At 57.4% G+C, this 23249-nt stretch carries 20 protein-coding genes and 1 pseudogene; 8 read left to right on the top strand and 13 right to left on the bottom strand.

Annotated features, from left to right (window positions below; translation table 11 throughout):
- Window positions 1-10 precede the first annotated feature (10 nt).
- Window positions 11-355, bottom strand: a complete 345-nt coding sequence (locus tag AC0L3H_RS06775) for a hypothetical protein (RefSeq protein WP_036263803.1) — start codon at window positions 353-355, stop codon at window positions 11-13.
- Window positions 356-1131: 776 nt separating this feature from the next.
- Window positions 1132-1572 (bottom strand): hypothetical protein, encoded by a 441-nt coding sequence (locus AC0L3H_RS06770; RefSeq protein ID WP_473584938.1) that lies wholly within the window; start codon window positions 1570-1572, stop codon window positions 1132-1134.
- Between the two features lie 270 nt (window positions 1573-1842).
- On the opposite strand from AC0L3H_RS06770, the gene AC0L3H_RS06765 reads away from it, so the two are divergent.
- From AC0L3H_RS06765 to AC0L3H_RS06755, 3 genes are all read left to right on the top strand, one after another.
- The gene (locus tag AC0L3H_RS06765; protein ID WP_473584937.1) at window positions 1843-2157 is read left to right on the top strand and encodes a hypothetical protein; all 315 of its coding nucleotides are present in this window, start codon (window positions 1843-1845) and stop codon (window positions 2155-2157) included.
- Between the two features lie 844 nt (window positions 2158-3001).
- Window positions 3002-3589, top strand: a complete 588-nt coding sequence (locus tag AC0L3H_RS06760) for a hypothetical protein (RefSeq protein ID WP_473584936.1) — start codon at window positions 3002-3004, stop codon at window positions 3587-3589.
- 152 nt (window positions 3590-3741) lie between these two features.
- Window positions 3742-4368, top strand: a complete 627-nt coding sequence (locus AC0L3H_RS06755) for a hypothetical protein (protein WP_473584935.1) — start codon at window positions 3742-3744, stop codon at window positions 4366-4368.
- Between the two features lie 196 nt (window positions 4369-4564).
- Here AC0L3H_RS06755 and AC0L3H_RS06750 read toward each other — a convergent pair whose 3' ends face one another.
- Complete coding sequence (locus AC0L3H_RS06750) at window positions 4565-5539, bottom strand: hypothetical protein (RefSeq protein ID WP_473584934.1); 975 nt, start codon at window positions 5537-5539, stop codon at window positions 4565-4567.
- A gap of 83 nt (window positions 5540-5622) precedes the next feature.
- On the opposite strand from AC0L3H_RS06750, the pseudogene AC0L3H_RS06745 reads away from it, so the two are divergent.
- From AC0L3H_RS06745 to AC0L3H_RS06725, 5 genes and pseudogenes are all read left to right on the top strand, one after another.
- A pseudogene (locus AC0L3H_RS06745) lies at window positions 5623-6328 on the top strand (SOS response-associated peptidase).
- Between the two features lie 97 nt (window positions 6329-6425).
- A complete protein-coding gene (locus AC0L3H_RS06740; RefSeq protein WP_473584933.1) occupies window positions 6426-7400 on the top strand; it encodes a hypothetical protein in 975 nt (324 codons plus the stop codon).
- Window positions 7397-7798 carry a hypothetical protein gene (locus tag AC0L3H_RS06735; protein WP_473584932.1) on the top strand — a complete coding sequence of 134 codons (402 nt, stop codon included), beginning with the start codon at window positions 7397-7399 and terminating at the stop codon, window positions 7796-7798. The genes AC0L3H_RS06740 and AC0L3H_RS06735 overlap by 4 nt, the downstream gene beginning before the upstream one ends.
- A 685-nt stretch (window positions 7799-8483) precedes the next feature.
- Window positions 8484-9029 (top strand): DUF1612 domain-containing protein, encoded by a 546-nt coding sequence (locus tag AC0L3H_RS06730; RefSeq protein WP_473584931.1) that lies wholly within the window; start codon window positions 8484-8486, stop codon window positions 9027-9029.
- Entirely contained in the window at window positions 8978-9301 is a 324-nt protein-coding gene (locus tag AC0L3H_RS06725; RefSeq protein ID WP_473584930.1) for a helix-turn-helix domain-containing protein, read from the top strand. Before AC0L3H_RS06730 ends, AC0L3H_RS06725 begins: the two co-directional genes overlap by 52 nt.
- A 145-nt stretch (window positions 9302-9446) precedes the next feature.
- Here the strand turns inward: AC0L3H_RS06725 and AC0L3H_RS06720 are convergent, their stop codons facing one another.
- The 10 genes from AC0L3H_RS06720 to AC0L3H_RS06675 all read right to left on the bottom strand — a co-directional run bounded on the left by AC0L3H_RS06720 (window position 9447) and on the right by AC0L3H_RS06675 (window position 22935).
- Window positions 9447-11054 carry an ATP-binding protein gene (locus AC0L3H_RS06720; RefSeq protein ID WP_473584929.1) on the bottom strand — a complete coding sequence of 536 codons (1608 nt, stop codon included), beginning with the start codon at window positions 11052-11054 and terminating at the stop codon, window positions 9447-9449.
- A complete protein-coding gene (locus tag AC0L3H_RS06715; RefSeq protein ID WP_473584928.1) occupies window positions 11051-12838 on the bottom strand; it encodes a PIN-like domain-containing protein in 1788 nt (595 codons plus the stop codon). Before AC0L3H_RS06715 ends, AC0L3H_RS06720 begins: the two co-directional genes overlap by 4 nt.
- Before the next feature lie 234 nt (window positions 12839-13072).
- Window positions 13073-14452 carry a hypothetical protein gene (locus AC0L3H_RS06710; RefSeq protein ID WP_473584927.1) on the bottom strand — a complete coding sequence of 460 codons (1380 nt, stop codon included), beginning with the start codon at window positions 14450-14452 and terminating at the stop codon, window positions 13073-13075.
- Window positions 14453-14638: 186 nt separating this feature from the next.
- Window positions 14639-16219: an ATP-binding protein gene (locus AC0L3H_RS06705; RefSeq protein WP_473584926.1), complete on the bottom strand. Its 1581-nt coding sequence runs from the start codon at window positions 16217-16219 to the stop codon at window positions 14639-14641.
- Entirely contained in the window at window positions 16216-17850 is a 1635-nt protein-coding gene (locus AC0L3H_RS06700; protein WP_473584925.1) for a radical SAM protein, read from the bottom strand. Before AC0L3H_RS06700 ends, AC0L3H_RS06705 begins: the two co-directional genes overlap by 4 nt.
- Entirely contained in the window at window positions 17843-18937 is a 1095-nt protein-coding gene (locus AC0L3H_RS06695) for a DGQHR domain-containing protein (RefSeq protein WP_473584924.1), read from the bottom strand. Before AC0L3H_RS06695 ends, AC0L3H_RS06700 begins: the two co-directional genes overlap by 8 nt.
- Window positions 18938-18984: 47 nt before the next feature.
- The gene (locus tag AC0L3H_RS06690; RefSeq protein ID WP_473584923.1) at window positions 18985-20004 is read right to left on the bottom strand and encodes a hypothetical protein; all 1020 of its coding nucleotides are present in this window, start codon (window positions 20002-20004) and stop codon (window positions 18985-18987) included.
- Complete coding sequence (locus AC0L3H_RS06685) at window positions 20001-21485, bottom strand: DEAD/DEAH box helicase (protein ID WP_473584922.1); 1485 nt, start codon at window positions 21483-21485, stop codon at window positions 20001-20003. The genes AC0L3H_RS06690 and AC0L3H_RS06685 overlap by 4 nt, the downstream gene beginning before the upstream one ends.
- An 18-nt stretch (window positions 21486-21503) precedes the next feature.
- On the bottom strand, window positions 21504-21914 hold the full coding sequence (locus AC0L3H_RS06680; RefSeq protein ID WP_473584921.1) for a hypothetical protein: 411 nt from the start codon (window positions 21912-21914) through the stop codon (window positions 21504-21506).
- A 1-nt stretch (window position 21915) separates the two neighbouring features.
- Window positions 21916-22935 carry a hypothetical protein gene (locus AC0L3H_RS06675; RefSeq protein ID WP_473584920.1) on the bottom strand — a complete coding sequence of 340 codons (1020 nt, stop codon included), beginning with the start codon at window positions 22933-22935 and terminating at the stop codon, window positions 21916-21918.
- Window positions 22936-23249 lie beyond the last annotated feature (314 nt).

The following is a 23249-nucleotide window of genomic DNA, read 5'->3' as shown; positions in this document are numbered from 1 at the left end:
TTTCTTTCGGTCAGATGACCAGCGTGATGGTGGACGCAATCAGCATCACCGCCGCGATGCCGACGAACAAGGCATAGATACGCGGCCGATCGAGCAGCAGCGCATTTCCCGATATCCACGCCGCGGTGGCGCCGCCAAGCGCGTACAGGAAGCCGTTGCGGTGTCCCAGGGCAAGGTTTGCGGCCATCAAGCCGCCAATGATGAGGGCGCCGAACACGATGATCACGGCGACCGCGTATTTCTCGAAATCGTTGCTGGCCACACCCGGACCCATCACGTTCAACGTCGTCAGGTCGTCCGGGTCGAAGGGGCTGGCCGACCCATATTCGTCTTGACCGGCAGGCTCGTGCATCATTCATTCTCCTTGAAGCGGCAACAAATCATCAAGCCTTGCCGAGTGCAACCGGATCGCGATACGTTCAATGCCATCGGCACGGTCTTCAACACTTTCTGGCCGCGGCTTGCTACCGTCTTTTTGGATTTAATCCATGTCGCGCACAAGCATGCCCTCGGGCCTGACCCGAGGGTGTGCAGCGGTTTTGCGGTAACGACATGCAAAAAAACAACAACGTGAAGCGCGTCGCCGGTCAAACGCGACGCGCTTCACGTCGGATCGTGCTGCCGCTCCAGGCGATCTGTCGCACTGGAATCGCCAGTCAGGGCGTTTTGACATGAAAGGCCGCCGCTCTGGAGCAGAACCGCTGTCCTGGCTTCGGCCTGACCGCGCGTGAAGTTGCCGGTGGCGAAGATTGGGCCGGCGGCGAAGATTGGGTTGGTGGTGAAGAGTGGCCGGCGCCACTTTGGGGGGGCGTTGGGGTAGATTGCCTGATGGGCGCCGGCCAAGCGGAAATCAGGTCCGCCGCGAGCAAACATAGCAAGGAATGGCGCGGTATGGCAGTGGTGTGATCGCGGAAGATGGTTCGCGCTTTCCCGGTGCGGTGTCCCATTATCGGTCAACCCGTCTGGCACCTGAATTGCACAGTAAGCAATGCCGGGGCAACGGCCCGGAAGTCGTTCCCGAATATCGAGCCTCGCCGCTTCGCAAATGGAGCGGCGGGCCTTTTTGGCTAGAGCATCGGCCCCGAACGTGGCTACCGGTTGCGGCAGCGTTTCGCAGCCCGCCGAGATTTGTCAGGCGGCGGGAGCCGGCGGCAGTTCGAACAGATGGGCGCCATTCTCCTGGCCCCGCTCGACATAGCCGATTATCCGGAACCATTTTGCGACGTCCGGTCTCTGCAGCCAGCTGCGCGAGTGAATAGGGAGGTTGCCGGCAAGCGCCTGGATATGGCGAATGTGCTGCTTGCAGAAGCGAATGGTCGCGGCGCTGAAGAAATCTTCCTGCGCGGCGAACAGCGTATCGGCAGCGTCGCTATTCTCGTGCCAGGCGATGAGCGCTACGGTTTTTTCGCCCTGCACGAGCGCATGAGCACGGCCTTCCTTCAAGTTCATCATCAGATTGTCGTAGGCGATCTTGCTGTCCTTGCCGGCCGCGACGTACTCGTCCGATATCCGCTTGGACAGATCACGGAAAACACTTTCCAGATCTCCAACCGTTGCTGCGCGTGCTCTCATTTCGCCTCCTGGAGCCCCAGCGGGCAGTTTGCCCTAAGGATAGGGGATCACCAAGCAAATCAAATCCGTCATTCGCCCAATGCGAGCAAACAGTTTCGCCAGTGCCGGCCCTGTCGGGCGCGGGAAAAATGATTGGAGGTCGCCGAGAACCGCTTCGCAACCTGCCGCAACACGGCGACCTGAATTCCCCCAACCGATTTCAGCCAAGCGGGCGTGCGCAACTTGCTGAATTGCCTTGGAAAAATGGTGCCCAGAGGCGGAATCCAAACGATGGAAAACTCCCTCTGTTTCCAACTGGTTAGGACTCACGCTATAACAGGACTAGCCAACAAAAATACCAACAAAATATTTCTGTGGATTGGTTCGGTTCCCGGTTTATCGCTCTATTCGCTCAATGCCATCGCGTCCCACTCAAAAGCCCATGCTGTCGCTATTCGAGTTTGGTCCACCTCTCGATCGCATTGCATGGTGCGTGAGCTAATCGCAGGTCCGCTGCTTGCCGATCTCGTCGGCCTGAAGGTGGTCCATCGCAAAGCGATACTCGGCATCATTGAACTTGATCTGGACGGGGTCTGGCTGGTGTAGTCGTACACCCGCCTCAACAAGCTCGGGGAGATCGTCCAGCGCTACCGCGAGGCCGCCAAGAAGAAGTTCCTCCAGGAGAACGCTGAGCTGCAACCCATAATCGGGGCGCGGCAGAGGGAAGCTCGGGGGACCATCACAGCGAACAGAAAGGCGAGGGCGGATGGGCAACCTGGAGCAAAGGCATTGCTCGACGTTCTGGGCGGTGGGCAGGCGCAACAATGAGCCCCGGCAACCCCCAACGCAATCCGTGAGGAATCACCGACATGACAGCTGCAAAGTACGGGTTCTCCCCCGGAGAACTCAACTCCCCGTATGCAATGTCCGCAGCAGTCGCCGCCTGGCACGAGCCCCAGACCAAGGTTACTGCGGCAGGAAGTTTCCCATTGCGCACCTACGGCGTCGTCTGGGCGAGGCGTGGCAAGGAGGGTGTCCTGTGGGGCGCCGGGCACACCACTACGGGAGTTCCGATGCTTGGCCTGGGCATCAGACGCCTATTGGCCGTGGTGCCAGCCGGCGCGGAAGTCTTCGTTCAGGCTCATGCGGAGTACATTGGCCCTTCTGGTCATATCCGGGGCGCTATGCGGCGAGGGGGTGAGACGTCAACCGGCAAACCCTTCGCAGGCTATGACGTTCTCCGGGAGATCACCATCAGGCATGACGAAGGCGTCTGGACGTACCAGCCGGTCGGTAGCCCCAGTGCGTTCAACCGGCTGGGAATAGCTGCCGGTGTCGCGCAAAGAGAAGGCCGAGTGGCGGGGCCGAGACCATCATCCTCAAAGCCTCCACCGGGAGGGGCCGCAGTAAACTCCTCCTGGACTACGCCGATACTCCCGACACGAGAGCGATGCGGGCCGACATGCAGGCGATTAATGGTCTCCTCAACGAGGCCGATATCAAGTTGGCTGGCAGCCCGCCGTCGCTGCCCGTCTTCCTCACCCGCCGCTTCCAGATCAGCAACCCAGATGCACCCCACACGTTCGACCAACACGGGCGGCTTTATGGCGGCTTCTGGATGACCCTCCCAAAGGCCGAGCGGCATCTCCTCTGGATCAATGGCGGGGAGGTGGCGGACCTGGACTTCACCGCCATGTTCCCGCAATTGGCTTATCTAGAGGTGGGCGCTGCGATGCCTCATGGCGACCTATACGGGGGCATTGAGGGGCTTCCGAGAACGGCTGCAAAGATGGGCCTCTCAGCGCTGCTCTGCCGTAGTGGGGCTATGCGTCGGCTGCCTAGCGAGGTCCGGGAGATCATTGGCAAGGAGTGGAACGCCGAGCGGTTTAGCGCTGCCTTGGAGGAGCGCCATCCAGCTATCGCCCCCATGTTTTGCACCGGGGATTGGCATCAGGCTTATGTTCACCGAGAGCCGCATCCTGGTGGCCGCATTACGCACCCTCATGGAGGAGGGCGTTCCGGCGCTGCCAATGCATGACGGAATCATGGTAGCAGGCTCAAGGCGAAGAGAGCCAAGCAGGTCATGGGCCAAGCTTCTTTTGGGGTCGTCGGGGTGGCCCTTCCAGTAATTAGGAAAGCGATTTCACACAGATGGGTAAGGCCGGGCAGAGGGCCATTGGGACGTGTCTATTGACTGGCACAATCGGGCCGTTGGCGAAATCTCACATCATTCCCAACGCCTTCATGAAGCGAGCTTCTGACGCGCCTTTCCAGGAATGGGAGGGAAAGGGCAGACCCAAGAAGGCATACAGCGGCTGGTACGACACGGGGATCATGACCGACGCCGGGGAGGCAATCACAGCAAAGCTGGACGATGTAGCCGCGAAATGTTTCATCGAGAAGGGTTTCACCTATAGCAAGCGCCGCAATCCGCTCGATCCCGGAGAGCTAGTCGACGCCTTTGTTCCCGGAACCGTCCACACCGTCACCGGGGTAAATTCGACCTCTGTTCGGCTGTTTGGTCTTTCACTCTTATGGCGGGCGGCTATTAGCAATCTTGCGGCATTCGATTTTGTCTCGGTTCGCCCAAGGCGTTTGGAGGACCTTCGCCAAAGGATTCTGCGCAACGATCCAGGTCCCGCCGACGAGTTCCCGGTCTATTTTGCATTCTTCTGTGGGCAGGACGAGCTTCCGAAGATCGCCCCCTTTAGAATTGCGAGACATGCATTTTACCGGTTTTTCCTGGACGGTGTGATCTGCTATGTTTCCCCACCAGGAGGCCTCAAGACGTTGCGCGGTTCTCATCATTTTTCGTAGGGCGGGAGCGGGACACATTCCAAATGGCCTGCCTGGCCAGTTCTGGTTCCGCGCTTGCCGCCGAAGCAAAAGAGAAAATGCTCCGGTTGTTTGATATGCATGGTGATGTTTTCGGTGGCTTGCGAAAGGGGGAATAACTCATATGCCAATGACGCGGACGCGGAGCGTAGGTAAACAGGAGTGCCAGTGTTCGGGGCTATAGGATCGCATTCCACGCGAGACGAATGAAAGTCTCAGCAGTTGGTTTGAGTAGAAGTAAAAATCCAAGGGCGTAGAAGACGGTAACGAATACTCTAGCCTTGAATTTGCTGTAGTCGAGTGTTTTAAACATTACATAGGCTATGTCCTTCGCATACGCCGGAGACAGATCTTTGAATGGAATGGTAAAAGCCCAGATGGCCTTCGGGCTACTCCAAACATTAAATGCAATTTGATGGATGTCGGGGTACCCCGATCCAAGATACATCGATGACATAAAGCTGTCGTAACTGCTTTCGTCGGTCTCTGGTTCGACTCTATAGTCGGAGTCGGCTTCCTTTTCCCCGGGATCTGGCTCCTCTTCTTGCTGATCAGGAAGCGCGTTAAACATTTCCAGTACCAGATTGTACAAATCTATCTCAATTAAATTCGGATATTCTGGATTAGCCGGCGAGTTATCTTCTTGAACATTTCGATCGTTCCTAAAATAGGCGTCGAGGACAAATTGAAGATTTGACTTAGCTACAACGCTGTTCTCTCGGAGATTGATGTTGGAGATGTAATTGCTGATGTAAGGCTCATTCTTGATTTCTGCCGGACACCATACGCTGAATATGAATGATCCCACCCCCAGAGAACATAGGCCGAAATAAAGAAAGTACAAACTGTCCATAGTGAAGATATGCGCATGCCGTGACTCTTCGATGTTAATTCCGATATCACCTAGGAATTCCGAGTCGAATCGAAATATCTGTATCGTGGTTTCATTAAACAATAGGAAAGTTCCGATCAGCGGTATCAATATAGTTAACTTCATCGCACGAGATCGGCCAATATTGGACAAAATTGACCAGACAAAATAAGAAGACCATCGTTCAATACTTTGGCTTCGATGAATTGGATCGCCAATAAAGCTGCCGATCTCGTCGATTATTCGGCGCAAAAATCTCCAGATCGCTTTAAGTCCGAACATCGTTCTTTCCCACCGGCCAGACCCGTTGAGCCCTGGGCTAGGGAGCCCTAGCGCTTTGTATCTTTCAGTTGCATTATCACCGCATGTGTAACCTCTACAACATCACCACCTCGCAAGAGGCGATCCGCCAGTGGACCCGCGCTTTGCGGGACACCTTGGGCAATCTTGAGCCGTTCCCTAGACATCTATCCCAACCAGTTCGGCCCGGTGGTGCGCAATGCGCCAGACGGTGAACGCGAGCTTGCCAATACACGCTGGGGGAGCCGACGCCGCTGGAGGGCGTAAGGGGAAACGCGGACTCTGGCACCACTAACATCCGCAATCCGCAATATGGCCACTGGCAACAATATGTTGGCATTGAGCACCGTTGCGTGGTCCCGGTGACAAGTTTCGCGGAGCCCAGCCCAAAGCCGGGCGATAAGGACCCCGAGACGGGCGGCATTCAGCGGAACTTCTGGTTCGCCCTTAACGAGAACCGCCCCCTGTTCTTCTTCGCTGGCCTCTGGACCCGCTGGCATGGGGTGCGCAAGGTCAAGGAAGGCCCTGGCGACCATGAGGTCTATGGCTTCATGACGACCAAACCCAACGCCCTCATTGCGCCGATCCACGAGAAGGCCATGCCGGTGATACTGACCACGCAAGAGGAAACGGAAACGTGGCTCAATGCGCCGTGGTCGGAGGCAAAGCGGCTACAGCGCACCGCACCGGATGACGCCCTCGTGATTGTCGAGAAGCCCGCCACGCAGATCAAGGTTCCGGCAGCGCCATCGACAAGGTTCGTTGTTCTAGCCAAAGATCGCAGAAGGGCTTCAGGTGAGCCGTGCCCGAGACTGACGAAGAGCCGTAGTCTAGGATCGGCTGACCGGGTACGTTGAGATCGCAAAAAATGGCCGCTGGATCATCCTCCTCCAAATCTCGTGAACATCACTGGTGGCCGGTTGGGCTTCAAAAATATTGGGCGGACAAGAACGGGGATGTATGGTGGATTGAGCCTGATGGTAGAGTTGGCAAGAAGCGGGCAAAAAATCGTCAAATTGCAAAGAAGGCGCACGGACATACTGCATTCAAGGGAAGCGTTTGGGAGACAAATTTTGAGGGCGAGTTTCAGAGTGCCGATGACGTGGCACCCAACGTTGTAGAAAAACTGCTGTCCTTAAAGCCACTTGGAAGAAATCCGAGTGAATTCGTTAAGATGATCCCCTTGCTGTTCAAGCGTAATCGAAATCTGCGCGACATGTGCCGCTTCTACGACCTTGGTGAAGACGTTCATCGCGGTCTTCTGCTAGTGCTCTTTTCCCTTCTAATCCGCAGCCCAGGCAGCAGATTTCGATTTGAAAGCTACCCTGAGCTCGTCGGATTGCCACCCAACGAAGACGTTGGAAAAGGCAATATGAAACAGACTTACAGCATCGCAAAGAAACTTTGTGACACTGGGCTTTTATCCAATCAATATTTTGTTCTAATTAACTCACCATTCAAGCCGTTTATATTTGGCGATGGGCATCTTGACTGGCTGACCAGCGGATTGCTTGCCAACAGAGTAGACGGCCGAGCGCTGGTGCCTCTAACGCCGCACCTATGCGTTTACCTCTGCACCCCGCGCTTTATGCGCTCAACACCGAATTGTGCATCCTTTAGCGCGGCTCCGTGGATCGTAAATTGGATCAACGATATCACGCAGATTTATTCTCAAGACAGGCTATTCTTTGTCGGCAAGCCCCCGGTTCTCACCGAGGCATTCCGCAAGCGGCAGTTCCTTGAACACAAACAGAAGACAGATCAGCTTATAGACATGCTGGATGAGATCGCTGGGGTAAGGAGGAGCGACAACCTCATTTCATGGACGCCATTTGATCATTGACTTTCTTTCCCTTGCAGGTCGAAAGCCTCTCACTCCTGATCCCTCCAGACCACGCGTCGCACCGTCCTTATTTCGGCAAGCCGTCTAACCCTAATGCCCTGCCGTTCTCGCGCCGATGGGCTTTGTATCTCGGCATTGATAAACTCGTTCTTGCCGCACCGTACGCAACTCATTTTGCCCCCCACCAACTCGGCCTCGATATCCCCGAAGATTTCCCGGAGGTCGCTCGGCTGATACCAGCGTTTGACGTTACACAGCCCGCAACGGACGAGCACGAGTTGACCAACCTCATGGGCATTGCTGAGCCCTCCATGCGCTCCCGCGCTTTCGTCTTCCACCAGTATCGGGCATGGCCAAAAAAGAGGAACTCATTCCTCGCGGAGTCAATTCACTATTGACATTTTTGTGTTCACTCCAGCATGGAGCGTTAGAGAGAGCGGTAGTCGTCGAATTTTACCCCATGAGTCCATCCGTCTCCTTGGGGCGGCTTGGCCACCAAGGTCGGCATCATCGGAGGAATGAACTCCAGCCGGCCAGCGCCGGCACTCACTCGCTTACGCACCGAGTTGACGCTAAGTCCGTGCAATCTAGCGGCTAGGGGAACGGATCATGATCATTTTACTAAATTAGCAATTATGCATGAAATTGGCTTATAATTCGCCAGCCGGCGAACGACCCAATTGCCAGCTGGTTAGGCCCGGCGGACAGCCTCCGATCTTTCGCCGGGCCGTCCTCAGATTTGCAAGGTGGCGATTAACGTGAGACGAGATCGAACGAACAATCCCGCAACCGGCATCAAGGGCAGGCGCGACCTACGAGCTCACCCGGGCCCACGCCGTGTTGCGCGCCCGTCGCCGCATTCTTTTCCACCCACCGGACTGGCCGCTTTCTCACGTTGGCATTTTGGCATTGCGCGGCCGCGAAGATCAGGGCGGCGCAACGGGGCGAGTTCGGGACGGGCCGCCTCCGAACCCGATGCCGCGACGGCGGCCGGTGGGGCGGACGAGGAGGCCGACGAAAGCCTTTCCGAAGACACCGACCTGGCGGACGCGCTGAGCGAAGAGCTGGCAGAGATCGAACGCGGTGCTGGCGCGCTCCAGCCGGCTGCTGGCCGGCGAAAATGTGGCGCCGCGCGCGGCGGACAGCTCGGACGTCGGTACAGTAGGGCACGGGCCGACAGCCCGGGAGGCCTTGCCGAATAGCCTCGGGCCGCTGATCCGCGACCTCGACTGGGACGAGGACCTGCGGCTGACCAACTGGCTCGCCGTGGTCGACCGGCTCCGCGGCGAAAACATGCCGGCCGTGATGCAAGCGGCGATCGCCTGGGAGGCGTGGCAGGACATCGAACCGCTGCAGCACCAGCATTGGCTCGGGCCGCTGCTGATCGCGGCACTGCTCAGGCAGCGCGGCAAGCTCGGCTCCCATCTGTTTTGCCTCCATGCCGGGCTGCGCGTCGTTCCGCGGGAACGGCGGCGGGCGCAAAAAACCACTCGGCTGCTGGCCGTCCTCGACGCACTTGCTGAAGCCGCGTCGGCCGGACTCAAGGAACTCGACCGGCTGAGCTGGCCAAAAGCCAGATGGAGCGCCGGCTCAGGAACCGGCGAAAAAACGCGAGCCTGCCGGCGCTGATCGAGCTGGCGCTGGCGAGGCCGGCAGTGTCGGCGGGATTGATCGCGGCCGAGCTGAAAATCAGCCAGCGCGCCGCGCTCGGCCTCGTCGCCGAGCTCGGCATCCGCGAGGTGACCGGCAGGGGGCGCTACCGGGCGTGGGGGATTCTAATATTCCTGTCCGTGCGGCGGTACTTGTCTCGCCACCGATCTCGGCCGTGCTGCGGCCAGCTCGGGTTTTCGGATCTGGCGCCTGAATGGGGCTGGTCATACCGCATCGCACGGGGTGCATAGTTATGTCCGGGACTCGGGCGGTACTGTCCGCAGCATCCGTTGCGACCGCTGAGGCTCTCATTCTGGGCAGTGTCGACACGGGCTGGCCAGACGATTGTGGCGTGTTGCGGTTTGATGACGTGCACAACTACAGCCAGTACGTTGGCTAGCCTGCTAAACGTACTTCAATCAGCGTGATCAGGCGTTCAGCCTCCTCCTCGCCTAGCTCCTCGATGAGAACTTCGAGCACCACGTCCAAAATTCTGGGTTCCTCCTGTTCGCCTTGCGGTTCGCCACCGCCGGCGCTGAAATTCCCCTTGCCATCCTGAGGCGGCGGTGTTGGCGGTGATGGCGGCGGCGGATCCGCACGTACCTTGACGAGTTGTTCCTGAAGCTCCTTGAACTTTGACAAAAGGCTGCTGACCTCCTTTGGATCAGCGCCGGTCAACACCTTGTCAGAGCCCAAGATGTCAATCTGCCGCCTAACGAGACCTTCGATCCTCGACTTTTCAGCTGACGTGACGTTCTGTCTGCTGATCGCGAGCGAAAGTTCCGAACAGGCGCCTGCGGCCTTCTTTAGGATCGAACGTGCATCTGAGGCCGAGCGGATCAGTCTTACAACCCGCTTGGCCACCTTCTGCTTGATGTCTTTGCGGATTTCTCGCCATGCCTGATTGTCTTCGAAGCCGTCGCGGCGAGCGTTCGGAACGACCTGTGTGTTTGTTATGAAAACTTCGCCTACAGCCCACCGCTGGAGTCTGCGTTCGGTCCCTGATGTAGTAAGCTCTTCGGCCAATTCCTCGATGAGTAGTGAGTCACCGATTTGGATATTCTTCATTCGGAAGCGCACGCCCGCGACGGTGTCATCTGTGATTTCGCCGGCGAAATTCGACTTGCCTATCCAGCCGTACCAACCGAGTTCCTTTGAGGTGAAGGTTTCGATGTCATGAAGGGTCGACGTGCTGGCCTTTTTCGTACCGCCGACAGCTGCGCTGTTCTTGTAGGGCTTATGGATTGGAACCCGTTCGCGCTTTAGCCGCGTTTCCACGTCGATAATCCCAATTGTATCACCATAGCCCGCCGCTAGTGCGCGGACTCGGTCTGCGTAATCGAAACTGTCGGCGTAATCGACTGGACAGACCTGTCGAAGGTACGGATGCAGCTTGTCGACGTCGACAAACTCCAATCCAAGGCTGGTCAACCCAACCATTTCTACTTCGGTGTAGTGCTCGTCAGATGCCTCATCGAATGGCCGGTGCTTCACCGACGAGCGGACGACATTTCGAACATCCTGCGGCTCCGCCCCTGGCTTGAGGAAGCCCCGGATGCGTCCACAATCGTACTCCACGATGGTGCCCTGATCTTCACCCTTATGTTTGGTTTTGAACCGCAGGGTCGTACAGTAGGCGATGCCGGCTAGACGGCCTATGCCGCGAAAACCGGCATGCTGAGTGGGTATCTTATAACTCCATCCGAGAGATACCAGCGTTGTGTAGGCCCGTGTTGCCGGGATGCCGATACCGTTGTCACGCACTGAAAGCGAGGTGTTCCTTGCCGTGCCGCCGATGCTAATTAGCACTCGCCCTTCGCCGTGCCTCAGGACCCCTAAACGAACTGCGTCGTTGATAGCATCATAGCCGTTCTGCACGTACTCGCGTATGCAGTGGAACGGGTTTTCGTACATTCCCGTCGTCAGCGTCTCCAGAAAGTAGGAGCCAACCTGAATCGGATCCGCCTCAGGAGCGACTGGTAGGGCCTTTTTTTGTGCTTTCATCGCAGGTTAGCCCCGGTGTTAGGCCCCCATTGCACATAGCCCATGTTTTCGGGGATCTGCAGTTGGGAAGTCAGAATAATGTCTGGTCTCAGGACCGAAGCGGGCACCACAAACTCCCGCGAGATTTCCGCCATCAGATCGGCCGTGCTTATCGTGGTCTCATGCCCGGACCTGCGAAGAGCTCGCGAAGGCGGCGCATCTTCCTCGAGGAGCGATGTTCCGAAGGCCTGCATGGCACGCAGCCGCTTTCCCTCCAGAATGACCTCCAGCGGTATGGGATCAGCATGGTCTGTTGGCAGGCCAAGGTACGTGCGGCGCTGGGGTTCCAGCCGGCTGAGCACCGATGCATAGGCACCGGCAAGTTCCTTGTCATTCTCGTGTGCGTAGATCAGCGCGATTAGCCCAGGCTGTGCGATGGGCTTCTTCGGATCGCCGTACTCGGCCACGAAGATCTCCGCCAGAATGCCGATGAGCATGTTTGAGCGGATTGGGATGCTAAAAGCACTGTCAGTGAAGACCCGTTCCAGCAACTCAATGGGTTCAAGGGCACCGTCATTGGCGGCTCCGACTAGTCCCCGACCAATCTGCACGAGCTGGTCGCGGTTGGCGCGTCGCAGTAGGGGCTCCATCTGTCGGACAGCCTCGTTCTGCACGTCCCAGCCTTCCAAACTTAGGGTTTGCAACAATCCGTCGATATCGTCACTTTGGGGGTAGTCGTAGATCATGTCCGCAGAGTCGAAGGTCGGCTCGGCCGCGACCTCTATTTCGGCTTTCGCCGGAATCTCGCTTTCAGCGGCGGTAATCGTATGTGGGGCAGACTCCCTAGCCTGCGATTGCAGTGCCGCCGCTAAGCTTGGCACCTGAATGCGTAGATTCCGCTGTAGAACGTGCGCTAGCATCTCCAGTGAAACGATGTGCACTCCGCTCAGTTTTGGACAGTCACGGAGCGCCTCAAGAACTAGGAGCGGTGAAGGTAACGTCACCAACCCGGCGTTTGGTTGCGGTCGGCCTTGCTCGTCCTTTATTTTGTCGGGTTTATAAGTCCAGTCCCCCTTATTTGTGTCGCGAGTGATGACCACTAGTTGATCCGCTTCCGTCATCCTGCAGTCGGCAAGAGCCTCCAGCCATATGATGAGATCGCCATTTGGGTTCTTCTGCTTGCCCTTGGGCTTAGAAACGGGGCGGTCCTCACTTGGCTCGCCCTCAACCGTGCCCGGATTGTCGCCGAATCCAGGGGGAACGTTATGGGTTGCCCGGACTTGGGCCGTCTTACCGACCATCTCCAGAATTGGGATAAGGTCCGAGTTAAGCCGGCGTTCCTCAATGAACGGCATCAATCGCGCGGTAGTGACATCCGCTTTGGGTTCGTAATTCGCCACGCGGTTCGAAAGGTCGCGAACCGCTTTGAGCGCGGCGTCAAGCTGGTTCTGATAATCTTCCTTGCTCAAGTCGTTGACCGTATCGTCGTCGACGTACCGCAACGCTTCTGCGCGAAAGCGATCCAAGTCCTTGCGCAGGCGGCTTGCTGGCCCCTCGAGCGGCCGACGCGAGATGCGTCCGCGCATGAAATCCCATGTCTCGCGCGCAGCCCAGATGGGTACCCTAACGCGGTCGCCGAATCCGTCCAAGGCGTCGAACAACTCGTCGCGCGCGGCCAGGCTAATTTCGTATGTATGGATCAGCAGACTGGCGTCCAGATAAATGCGAGTCCTCTCGCCCACAAGAGCGTCGGCCAAGGCCGCGAACACCTCCTCTCGGGACGGGCTGACATCGGGGAACAGCATTCCTAAATTCGTCTCGATGAGTCAGCGGCAGCGTCCGCGAACATCCGTGCAACGCTATCTTCGGTCTCAAACCGACTGAGAACCGCCGCCTCCGAAGCGACCTCGAAAGTGTCGACGTAAATACGCATTCTCCCCCTTCCCCCTGTGGAAAAACACCGTGTGTGGCCACAATGATCGTTCAGCGTTATCGGCCTATGATAAAATTTCGTCAGCAACACTCGCAGCTCGGCATGCCTAATTGGGGCGTTGTAGCTCCGCAGATATCTCCCGCAACTGACGAAGCGCCGTTAGAATTTTGGCGTGGTTTGATGGATTGAGAACCTCAAGTGCCTTTTCAACCTTTTTGTCACGCTCTCTATGGGCAGCCGAATCGGCTACTGCGTGATCGCGATAACTGATTGCGTCACTTGCCGCAGTCGCAGCGCCCAACCCCGCTGCGCCAAGATCCACAATGGATATCAAAGTCCCTACTCCGGGAAGCAAGCCGCCAATTGCCTTCACTGTTTCCGCCCCGGCTTTGATTGCCGCCTCCTCGCGGCGCTCTTGGATCGCCTTTCGGTATCCAGGCACCTCTTCCTCGAAATATGTGCGAAACTGGCCGCCTAGGGCATTAACCAGTCCGACGGTCCGCTCCGGGTCCCACTCTTCCAGAGTCGAGAGATCAGACGAGCCCCCTATGCGGTCCGTGAAGGTGCGAAGTACCTCATCGTATGCATCCTGAAAGCCTTGCTCCTGCAGTTTGAGTCGGATTTTGGCGATCGTGTCGATGGGAATAGAGTCGATGACGGTAGCTGGGAAAGCCCTCTCGTTTATCGCCTGCATGGCAATTTCGAAGCAACATCGCAAAAATATGTTTGTGTCCGACAGCAGATCTTGTTGCTCATAGACTTCTGCACCTGAAATGTCCCCCAGCTTGTGATACGCCAAGGCTGAGATATCCAAGCCCGTCTCACAGTTCACGACGTTCGTTCCGACGACGTGATAGCAAGCATTGGCAAATTTTGAGAGGATCGGCCGAACATTCAAGGGCTGGGCGGCCAAGAGGTGGTCTATGGCTTTATCCTCAGACAAGTCGGCCTTGCTGATGCTGTCGACCAATTGCTCGAGGCTCGCATCCTTGTACCCTTGGCCGATTAGGCTTTTCCTTACTGCAGCCTTTGGTGCCTCGAGGCCATTGATTAAGCGCGCCCTGTATTGATCCTGAGCCTGCTCGACGCGCCAAGGGAGTATCGTAGTCACCCTTTGGTCAACAAAGTCTACCGCTGCGGCAATTTCCTTTTCCGACCAGCCCCATTGCCGGTAGTATTCCTCATAGTCAGGCACATAGGCCTCGAAACTACCTTTGTCTTCACGGATGGCGGGCAGAACCAGTTCTTGCGTAAGAAGCGCCTCATGCTGTCGCAGGAGAGATATCGCTGCAGGATGCAACAGGTGGCCACCGTTGATTGTGACCACTCCTTTCGTGAGGAGCTTGACCTTGAGACTTCTGATCGTCAGGGCGTCATGTTCTGCGGTACGCTCGCCTTCGAGACTCCTTGGGTGGAAATCTGTCGAGTATACACGCGGTCCAGAGAGACTTTCGGCCAAGCGGTTCTTGAAACGATTTTCTGCCACTCATCCCCCACAAATATTATCGCTCGATCACTCGTTTGCCCTGAGAGAATCTGGCCAAATTGAGGGCCCAACCGCCGCTTGAGCGCTGGCCGTTTCAAACTGGGCAACCACGAACTCGGCGCCTTCAGGCTCACGACGAGACCGCCTAGCGTGTACTTGGATCCTATCACTCCCCGGCGACACTCCTCATGTAAGCCGCATGAGAATCCTATCGATCAAGGCTTTCGCCGCGACGCGGTTTGCCGAGCACTGATATACAAGTTCAAAAAATTCTTCATATGTTCTTCGTTGCGGTTCGGGAAGGCGCATCAGAGGCGAAGAGATTTCGACCTCGTCGTTCATTACACGGCCGAGCTCGATTTTCAGCTCCGCGATGACAGCCTGCGCCGCCTCCATCCCTTCCGAGACGAACAGATCCATTCCGGATATCTTGCTCATCTTGAGCACAGCCTGTTCCACGGATAGAGCCAGACGCTGTCGCTCGGAGCGTCCGACGCTGCCTTGCGCTATGACGCCGATCGACTCGGCCGCCGCCTCCCTGTGAAGTTCGAACTCACGCAGCCATTTGCGCCGGATCGAGCTTGTGCGACACCGCCGGGCAATGTTGCGAGCAGTTGGAGTCAGATGATTGAGCAGGTTATGATAGTGCGCGTTTTGCTCGAAATGGTCGCGTCGACCGTTCGGCACGATCCTCCTGTCAATCACATGCACTTCGCCCACGGACCACGCGTTGAACCGTGGCTCGGGGTAGAGTTCTTCAAGGAGCGCATGATCGCCGACCTGCACATTTCCTGATCGAAGACGCAGACCCTTGACTAGCATTCCGGTGGGGATCGCACCCTCGTAGTCGTGATGCAGCACCCAGGCGACTGCTGCCACCTCACCGTCGATGCCTGGGACTTCGGTCACCTCTAGGCCCTCGAAGGTGATGCTCTGCTTTTCGTCGAGAACGAACCGGTCCCGGTGTGGTCGATAAACAGGATCGTCGATACCGTCGATACGTATTTCGAGCTCACCCAGATTAACTAAGCCTTGGAGCGCGGCGGTAATCTTCTCGCCAAACGTGAATTCTGGCGCGAAGGGTACTGGTGCCACCTGGCCTAGATACTCAGCGATCACCGTAGGGCTCATGAGACGGTCGCTTCGCAGGCGAACAACACCCTTAAGCTCGACCTCGAAGAAGCGGGTCGGGTATTCGCCAGCTTGAACCCGTCCCAAGCTGACGACGCTCTGAATAAGATCAGCGACACTGCTATCGGCTTCGGCGCTGCGGAGCGCCGCTTTCAGTTGCCGACAATCCCATCGCAACTCAGATACCAACGCTTCTCCGGCGACACGAGAGCGGAACACAAGTTCCTGCACGTAGCCGAGGCCGGCTAGGCGCCCTACGCCACGGAAGCCGCGCGCGGGTGTGCCCCGCTTCGCGCTCCCACCAAGGGCTGTCAGCTTACGCGCGAATTCCGGCCAGGCGACACCGCTGCCATTGTCAGTGATCCGGACGGTTCGGGTGGCAGGGTCGATTGCGATATCGACGCGCCCAGGCTCGTCGTTGCGCAAGGCGCCCTGCTGTCGGGCGAGTTCCACGGCATCAGCGGCGTTCTGTACATACTCGCGGTAGACCGTCATAGGATCGACGTACATCGCGCTCGATACCAGTTCGAGCACGTCGTTTCCGATCACGATATCGTCCATCGTCACCTTATCTTCGCCCAAACTCAGCTCGTTCTCACTTCGGCGATTCACCTTCGCTGTACTTATGGTGGTCATGCAGGGATCCTTTCTCGAGCCTTCGCCTGTGTGTTCGGCGGCTGAGGTGGTTCCTCTTCATATTCGAGCCCGGCGTCTTCGACCCGTTCGTCCTCGGCGAGCCCCATATCGGCCGTCGTCTCGCCGCGGGTCAGCTCCTTCTGCTTAGCCCAGATAGCAAAAAGCTCCTCCTTCGGCAGCGGGATGTAGAAGCGAAGCACCCGCTTCAATGCCGTTGTCGTCGCTCGTTCGGCGAGGAGAGCGAACTCACGGGGATCGCAAGACGACAGAAGTTCTATGAGTTCAGCCCGCTCGTATGAGTCGAGGGCGGCGAATTCCGCTCGAAACTCGCCCAGCCGCTCCTCGGGGTCAAACCGCTCGGACCAATCCCGATTGAAAATGAAATCGTGCGGCATAAGGAGAATGCGTTGATATTCTTCGTACGTATCGCCAAAAGCCCGTTTGAAAAACGTCGGCTCGCCGCTCACGATGCCGTGTGTCGCCTGCAAGATGATTTGCATAGAGCGGAGCTGGTAGCGTGACCATTTTTCGCCAATGTGGCCGCGGTTTGGCCGGTCGGTCGGCTGGTAGCGCATCGGAAATGACCAGATTCGGACACCCAGCTCCTCGTTAAGCGCTACGTTCAAACGCATCCGTTCGAAAAGGTCAGCCGGCCCATCATGGAAGTTGTAAAGCATGTAGTTCGAAAGCTCGGTTAGGCCGAACTCGGCCGCGTAGCGGACTGCCTGCTCATAGGGCTTCCTAACCCCGAGATGATCGAACGCGATGCGCAGCGGTTTGAGGCAGATCGTCGCCAGCTCGCGCAGGAACATCGGATCCTTGCACAGGATGCGTGCGTCAACGCCTTGGTTGAAGTCTACTCGACGCTGCACGGGGACGCGCATGCCTTCGCGCTGAAGTTTTGCACCCGGAGTGAATCCGAGATCGCGGATCTCTGCAATGATGTCCTTGAAACGCGGGGACGCCACCACGTTGTTGTCCATCAAGAGCAAGTCCTTTTTGGGACCGTAGTGCTCGTCAATCGCGCGGACGAGTGAAGTCAGAGACTCAGTGTCTCGCTGAGCGCCCTCCAGCTTTGGCACGCCGCAGAAATGGCATTTTCGAATGCAGCCACGTGACGTGTAGGCGAAATATGCGTCGTGGACTGGATATTTGTAGTCGACCTGTGAAAGGATGTCGTAGTCCGGAACGAGATCCTCGATTGGTCGCCCCTGATGGTCATCGGCGTAGAGCTCTTCGGAGAACTCATCCAACCCGAGCGCTACGGCAGGCGGATCTGACAAAAGTCCCTTGATGAACCGTATGCCATGCCAGCGGCGTTCTCCCAGAAACCTTCCGTGCATTAGCGAGGCGGCGATGCCGCCGACAAAAATCTTGTCGGCGTGACCGTTCGCCACTTCCAGCGCGAAGTCGATCGTTTGCGCGATCTTTGGATACTCAAAAGAAAACAGCGTGGTGATGTAGATCCGGTCCCAGGCATGGGCGAGAACTGAGCGATCCTCACCCTTGATGAAACGGACGCGATCCCGCTTGCCGCGCGGACCGTGATATTGGGCAATTTTCATCAGACCGAGCGGCGGGTACTTATTCTTGTAGCCGGGCTCGATCAGAAGGATGTTCTTGTTAGCCATTTACCACCTTGTATCGAGCGCGTTTGCGGGCATCACGGATGAATTCGACGGCGGCCTTAACGCCGCCCTGTCCGCCGAAACCCTTGAGTGGACCCGTGGTTGACCAGTCGATCCCACCGACGAAGTCGGTCAAGGCAGTGGTGAATGCCCGCTTGTCGCAAATCCGCCCGCTGTCGCGACACTCTATGAAGATGTCAGCGGCGATTCGCATCAAGGCGTATACACCGATCCCCTTTGTGAGCATGTGATGACGGGCATCGGCCCATTCCTTGGGCAATGCCATCACTACTGCTTGCCAGAAATCGAGTACAACCCGGACGGTATCATCAGTTGATTGCGAGTAGAGGATCTGCGTCGCTTTCAAAAATTCATGGATTGCCTGCTGCATCATGCGCAGTGACACGATCCGCTTGAGGCCTGCCGTCGTCTTACCGCCGAGGTTGAGTCGTCGCTGCCATGGTGAGCCCTCCGTGCTGTTGAGCTGCAGTGCGATGAACAATTCCGGTCGCTCTTCTGCAAGCTCTTCAGCGAGCTGCGCCGCGTGATAGTCCAGTAGACTAGTGCTGAGCCCCTTAGCCTTTCCGTTGATGACGCTGAAGATCTCCATCTCCTCTCGCTCCGAGAGGCCGATAAAGCACATGAATGGCAACGGAATCGGCAGATCGCTCAGGTGCCCAAGGCGATGCTGGCAATCGACTTGGGCCATGATCTTGTCGGCGTTCGCGGCGATTTCGAGTCGCACGCCGCCACCTGGCTGTTCGACCAGTGTCCAGTCTTTTTTAGTCGAGGGTCGTAGGTTCAGCGTCAGAGGAATCGTCGAGCTGTTTGGTTCCTTGATGTACCGCCGAAAATCCTGGCTATGCCGCTCGTTGAAAGGACGCTGGTACCCGCGACCGCTATCCTCGTCCAGAATGTCCGGGAAGCTTAGCCGATATAGGAGATCGGCCGGGGCGAAGCCCAGCAGAACCGGCCGATGGGCAGAGCGCCCACGAAGGCAGGTGATGACGATCGGTTCCGACAGGTTGATCACTCCGCAAGAAAGTGCAGTCTGAGACTGCACTTTGGCAAGCGTGACACTGCAGGTCAAGGCGCATTCGTATTTCGCCCGTGACTACTTTGGCTGCCGGATTCTGCTCAGGTCCTGGACCGCAGTTTGCCGCGGATAGCCTCCACGCGGCCTGCTAGCTTGTCGATCTCGAAGACAATCTTCTTGCGCGTCTCGCCTTGAGCCCGCCCGAGCGCAGCCTCCACCTCCGGCTTGGCAAGCCACTGGCGGAACTTCGCGAGCCTTCTGTAGGGAGCGCTGTCTGCGCCAGCCTCGACGGCATGCTCATGGGCATCCTCAAAACCGTAGGATCTACTGACGAACTTCTGCAGCGCTTTCGGCGCGTCGCAGATGACCGGAAGGCGATCGCGGACATCGACCGCACGTGCTATCTCCCCGGATTTGATCTTCGTGACGATGAGACCGTCAAACCCACTTACCTTCAGTCTTACCTTTTTGATGGTTGAGGATTTCAAGTACTCGTCATAATAGCTCCACCGAGCGGTATCTGCTTCGCCGTGATCGAGCATGAATTGGTAAGTTGTGATGAGGTGCTCGATTTTGCGTTTCGAAAGCCCGATCTCAAGCGCTAATTGGTCCGATTCTATGTCATGCGCCTTCGAACGTCGATAGAGGAAACCAGCCTGCTCGAACGGTGCCCAATCCTTCTTGCCTTTGATGTGATACTGGCCGAGCAATGCGAAGATCAGGCTCTCGTCGATATCCTGAGGCAGAACTCGGCATTTCATGCGTGCCCACTTGATCGGATTCAGTCGACCTAAAGCTCGGTACGCCGCGAGCCGACTGTTGCCCTCTAGAACCTCCAGGCTTCCGGCCCGCACTACTATGGGATCGGTCAGCCCTCCGTCTCGCTTGATGTCCTGGATCAGCGCCTTCACGTGGTCCATATCGAGCAGCTTCCGCTCAATCTCAGCTTGGCTCGGTTCGACTCCGTCCGCGCGCAGGATCGAGTAGACTCGCGGATTTTCGACGAAGAAGCTGAGACGCGACTGCTCGATTGTTGTGGTGGTGACCGGCACCTCCACACCGCGAATCAGCAGCGTCTCGCCCCGATCCGAAGCTGCTACCTTTGCCCGCGCAGCGTTCATCGCCCATCCTCCCCGTTGAGGTGCAGCACGTCGCGCACCATTTCGCCGAAGGCGTAGTCGGCGCGTTGATCGTAGTCAGCTCGAGTGATGTCGCCCTCACCGAGTTGGGCGGCGAGATGTTTGGCGGCGAGGAGGGCATCGACCCATTCGTCGACTGTCTGGCGGGCGACGAGGTTCCGCACATAACAGGGCCGGTCCTGTGAGATGCGGTGGATGCGGTCCTGCGCTTGCAGGTAATCGTCGAGGCTGAATGAGCGGTCGTAGAAAATCGCATGATTGGCAACGGTGAGTGTCAGGCCTTCCTTTGCAGCGCCCGGGGTCGCAACCAGCACACGGCAGTCGGGATCAGTCTTGAACGCGGCGAGCGCGGCCTCGCGCACCGGCATTGTTAGCCCGCCATGCACGTGCGTAGCTCCCGCGTGCTCCAGGTGTCTCGCGAGGGTCTCCGCATTCTCGATAAATGACGTCCATACGATCGCCTTTTCGCCAGCATCGAAGGCCTCATACAGGAGGTTCTCTAGGGCAGGCAATTTGCCCGGCACGGCGTGATAGGACTGATCAACCATTGCCGGGTTGGAGGCGACCTGCACGAGGCGCAACAGACGCTTAAGAAGTCCCTCCGCGTCGTCAAGAATTGCCCGGCCACCGCGCACGACGATTGCGGCGAGTTCTTCCCGAAACTGAGCGTAGATTTCGGCCTGCCTAGGCTCTAAGTCGACGATGATATTTTCGATGTGCTTTTCTGGAAGCGCAAGGCCAGCGGTTTTTTTGGTTTCGCGGATGGAAAACGATTTTATCTTCGAGAACACTGCTTCGAGCGCGTCTGCGAACTGAGCTGCCCCTTTTGCATCGTGACCAAAGTCATTGGACAGGTCGAGAGAGCGACGGAAAGGGGCAAATTCATCGCCGAGCGCATGACCCCCATCGAGAAAGCGAATCTGCGCCCAAAGGTCGTAGGGCCTGTTGGCGATCGGCGTGCCCGTCATGATAACCCGACGCGAGAAACCTGGGGCCAGGTCCAGGAGAGCCTTGGCAACTCCAGATTCGGGGTTCTTGATTTTGTGCGCCTCGTCGAGCAGCACTGCCACACGCCGAGTTTTCTGGAATAGTGATAAGCGCCGTCGCTCCGACTGAACAGCCTCGTAGTGAGTCAGATAGATACGCGCTGGACTATTGAAGGCGTAAAAGTTTGCGCTGCGGTCCTGCCCAAGAACGCGCGGCGTTACGTGGCTATGTGCAGCAATCTCGCTGCGCCAATTTTCGACGAGGCCTTTCTTCGTCACGATCAGCACCGAGTCGACCTCGTCGCGCTTAAGCCACGAGAGCACGAGGTCGAGGCCAATTTTGGTCTTTCCGAGCCCCTGCTCGTGAAAGATGGCCGCATACTCAAAATCCTTAATGGCCTCAAGCGCTTCTACCTGGTGAGGGAAAGCCGCAAGCTTTGCAGTGAGGTTTGGAGCACGTTGAACAATCAGCACCACTGGGCCGGCCTCTTCTACTCAGCCAATCATGCCGTCGAGGATGACAATCCTCGTCGCCGAACGGGGAAGTGAATGTTGAGCGGACGCGACCATGCGTCGAGCAGTGGCCCCGGCAACCAAAGGAACACTGAGCACGAAAACGCCGTTTTGCATGTGAGCAAGGTGGGCCAGGAAGGCACCTATCTGTGCGCGCGAACGTTCCCTTTCCAGGTCACTAATGGTCTTGGCCTCGCCAATGATGGTGATGGTGGTTGGCACGTCGGTCGCGTAGACGTCTGGAACGAAGCCCCCTACGCGAGGCGGGCGTTCGCAGCGTAGTGGCGACACCGAGTCATCGCGGACACTGAGGTCGCCGATTGGACCAAATTCAAGTTCGAGGTAGCTGAGGATCGCCCGGACCAAACGCGCATGCGTGGCAGACTCTGCCATTTCAGGTATTCAATCCTAATGACACGACGAGCTGCGACAGCTCAGCCTCTGCCTCGACCAGGGCCCGCGATGCCTCGCCGTTGGGATCACCCTTCAGCCTTTGGCTATCGGCCCAGGGCAGTGCAGCAATTTTGGTAATGAGTGCTCGCGCGAGCTGCCCGAGGTCCGCCTCCAGGAGCGTCTTGTTTAGGTCAGGCTTCTCGAGGACAGCCTCGGCTTGGCGAGCACCATGTTTCAGAAAAATCTCGCGGGCTTTTTGATTGCGCAAGATTCGCGGCAGTACGCGGACCTTCTGCAACGGAAAGAGCTTGTTTTCATGTATCCACCCTGCGAAGTCACTCAGATCGTAACCGGCCGCCGAGATGGCTTGTTTCACGCCAGTTTTCTGGAGTTCGACGAAGCCGCTGAAGCGGGTGGTATCGAAACTGCCGTCATCGTTGACGAGCGGTCGGTAGTACTTCTCCATGTCCGTGTACGCGTTGATGTGCTCCGTCACTTCGGATTGCCGCCCGCCGCAAAAATCAACGATAGTGGCAAACGGCAAGTGAACCTGTGTCCGGAGTTCATAAAGATACTTGGCCTTGGAATAAGGATCCCACGGCCGCGGCCCGACGAGGTGGACTTGCAGCCTGATTGCGTGGACGGCGATCTCATCAATCTGGTCGTGGACGAGCGCGGGAATTTTGGTCCACTGGCCTTTCACGCCGTCCTGGAGAAAACTCTTGTACAGGGCGACACGAGTGTTGCCCTCGACGCAAACGAGCGAGCCGTCGGAGCGCTGATTCAGGATGATCGGCTGGATGATGCCACCGTTCGTGAGAATCGATTGCTTGAGCTTCTCGAATGTCGTGCTCGTTGACGCGCCGCCGTCGTCGTCGGTTCCAGCACCCAGGGCCAAGAAAATCTGCTCTGGCGTCGGCTGATCGCCGTACATTTCCAGGAACTTGCGAATGCGTGGATTGGAGCGGTCGAGCTCAATGTCTTCGACCGATACGAGCTGGTGACTTCCAGAATTTGTCATGTGCGCTCCCCCCCGAAGCGTTCTCTAACTAAGCTATCCTATACAGGCAATGGTTGCGGGTCTATGTATCGTAAGGGAAAGCTCACGCCCAAGGGACTCATCTGCTGCTCACCAGTTGAAGAAAAACAATGTGCCGCCCCATCGGGAGGGAGAGCGACGGCAGTGAAGTGCAGATCAAGTAGCCTGCCTACCATTCACCAAATATGCCGCTGGCTGTTGTCCTTCGGTTGTAGTCATATCTTGGAACAAACAACGAGCTGAGATTTAGCCGCCGATATGCAACTTCGGGACAGTCTATGAAACGCCGGACTGTC

The organism is Mesorhizobium sp. WSM4816 (assembly GCF_055811535.1).
The sequence above is the reverse complement of the archived record's forward strand: the minus strand, read 5'-3'. Positions and strand labels throughout refer to the sequence as shown.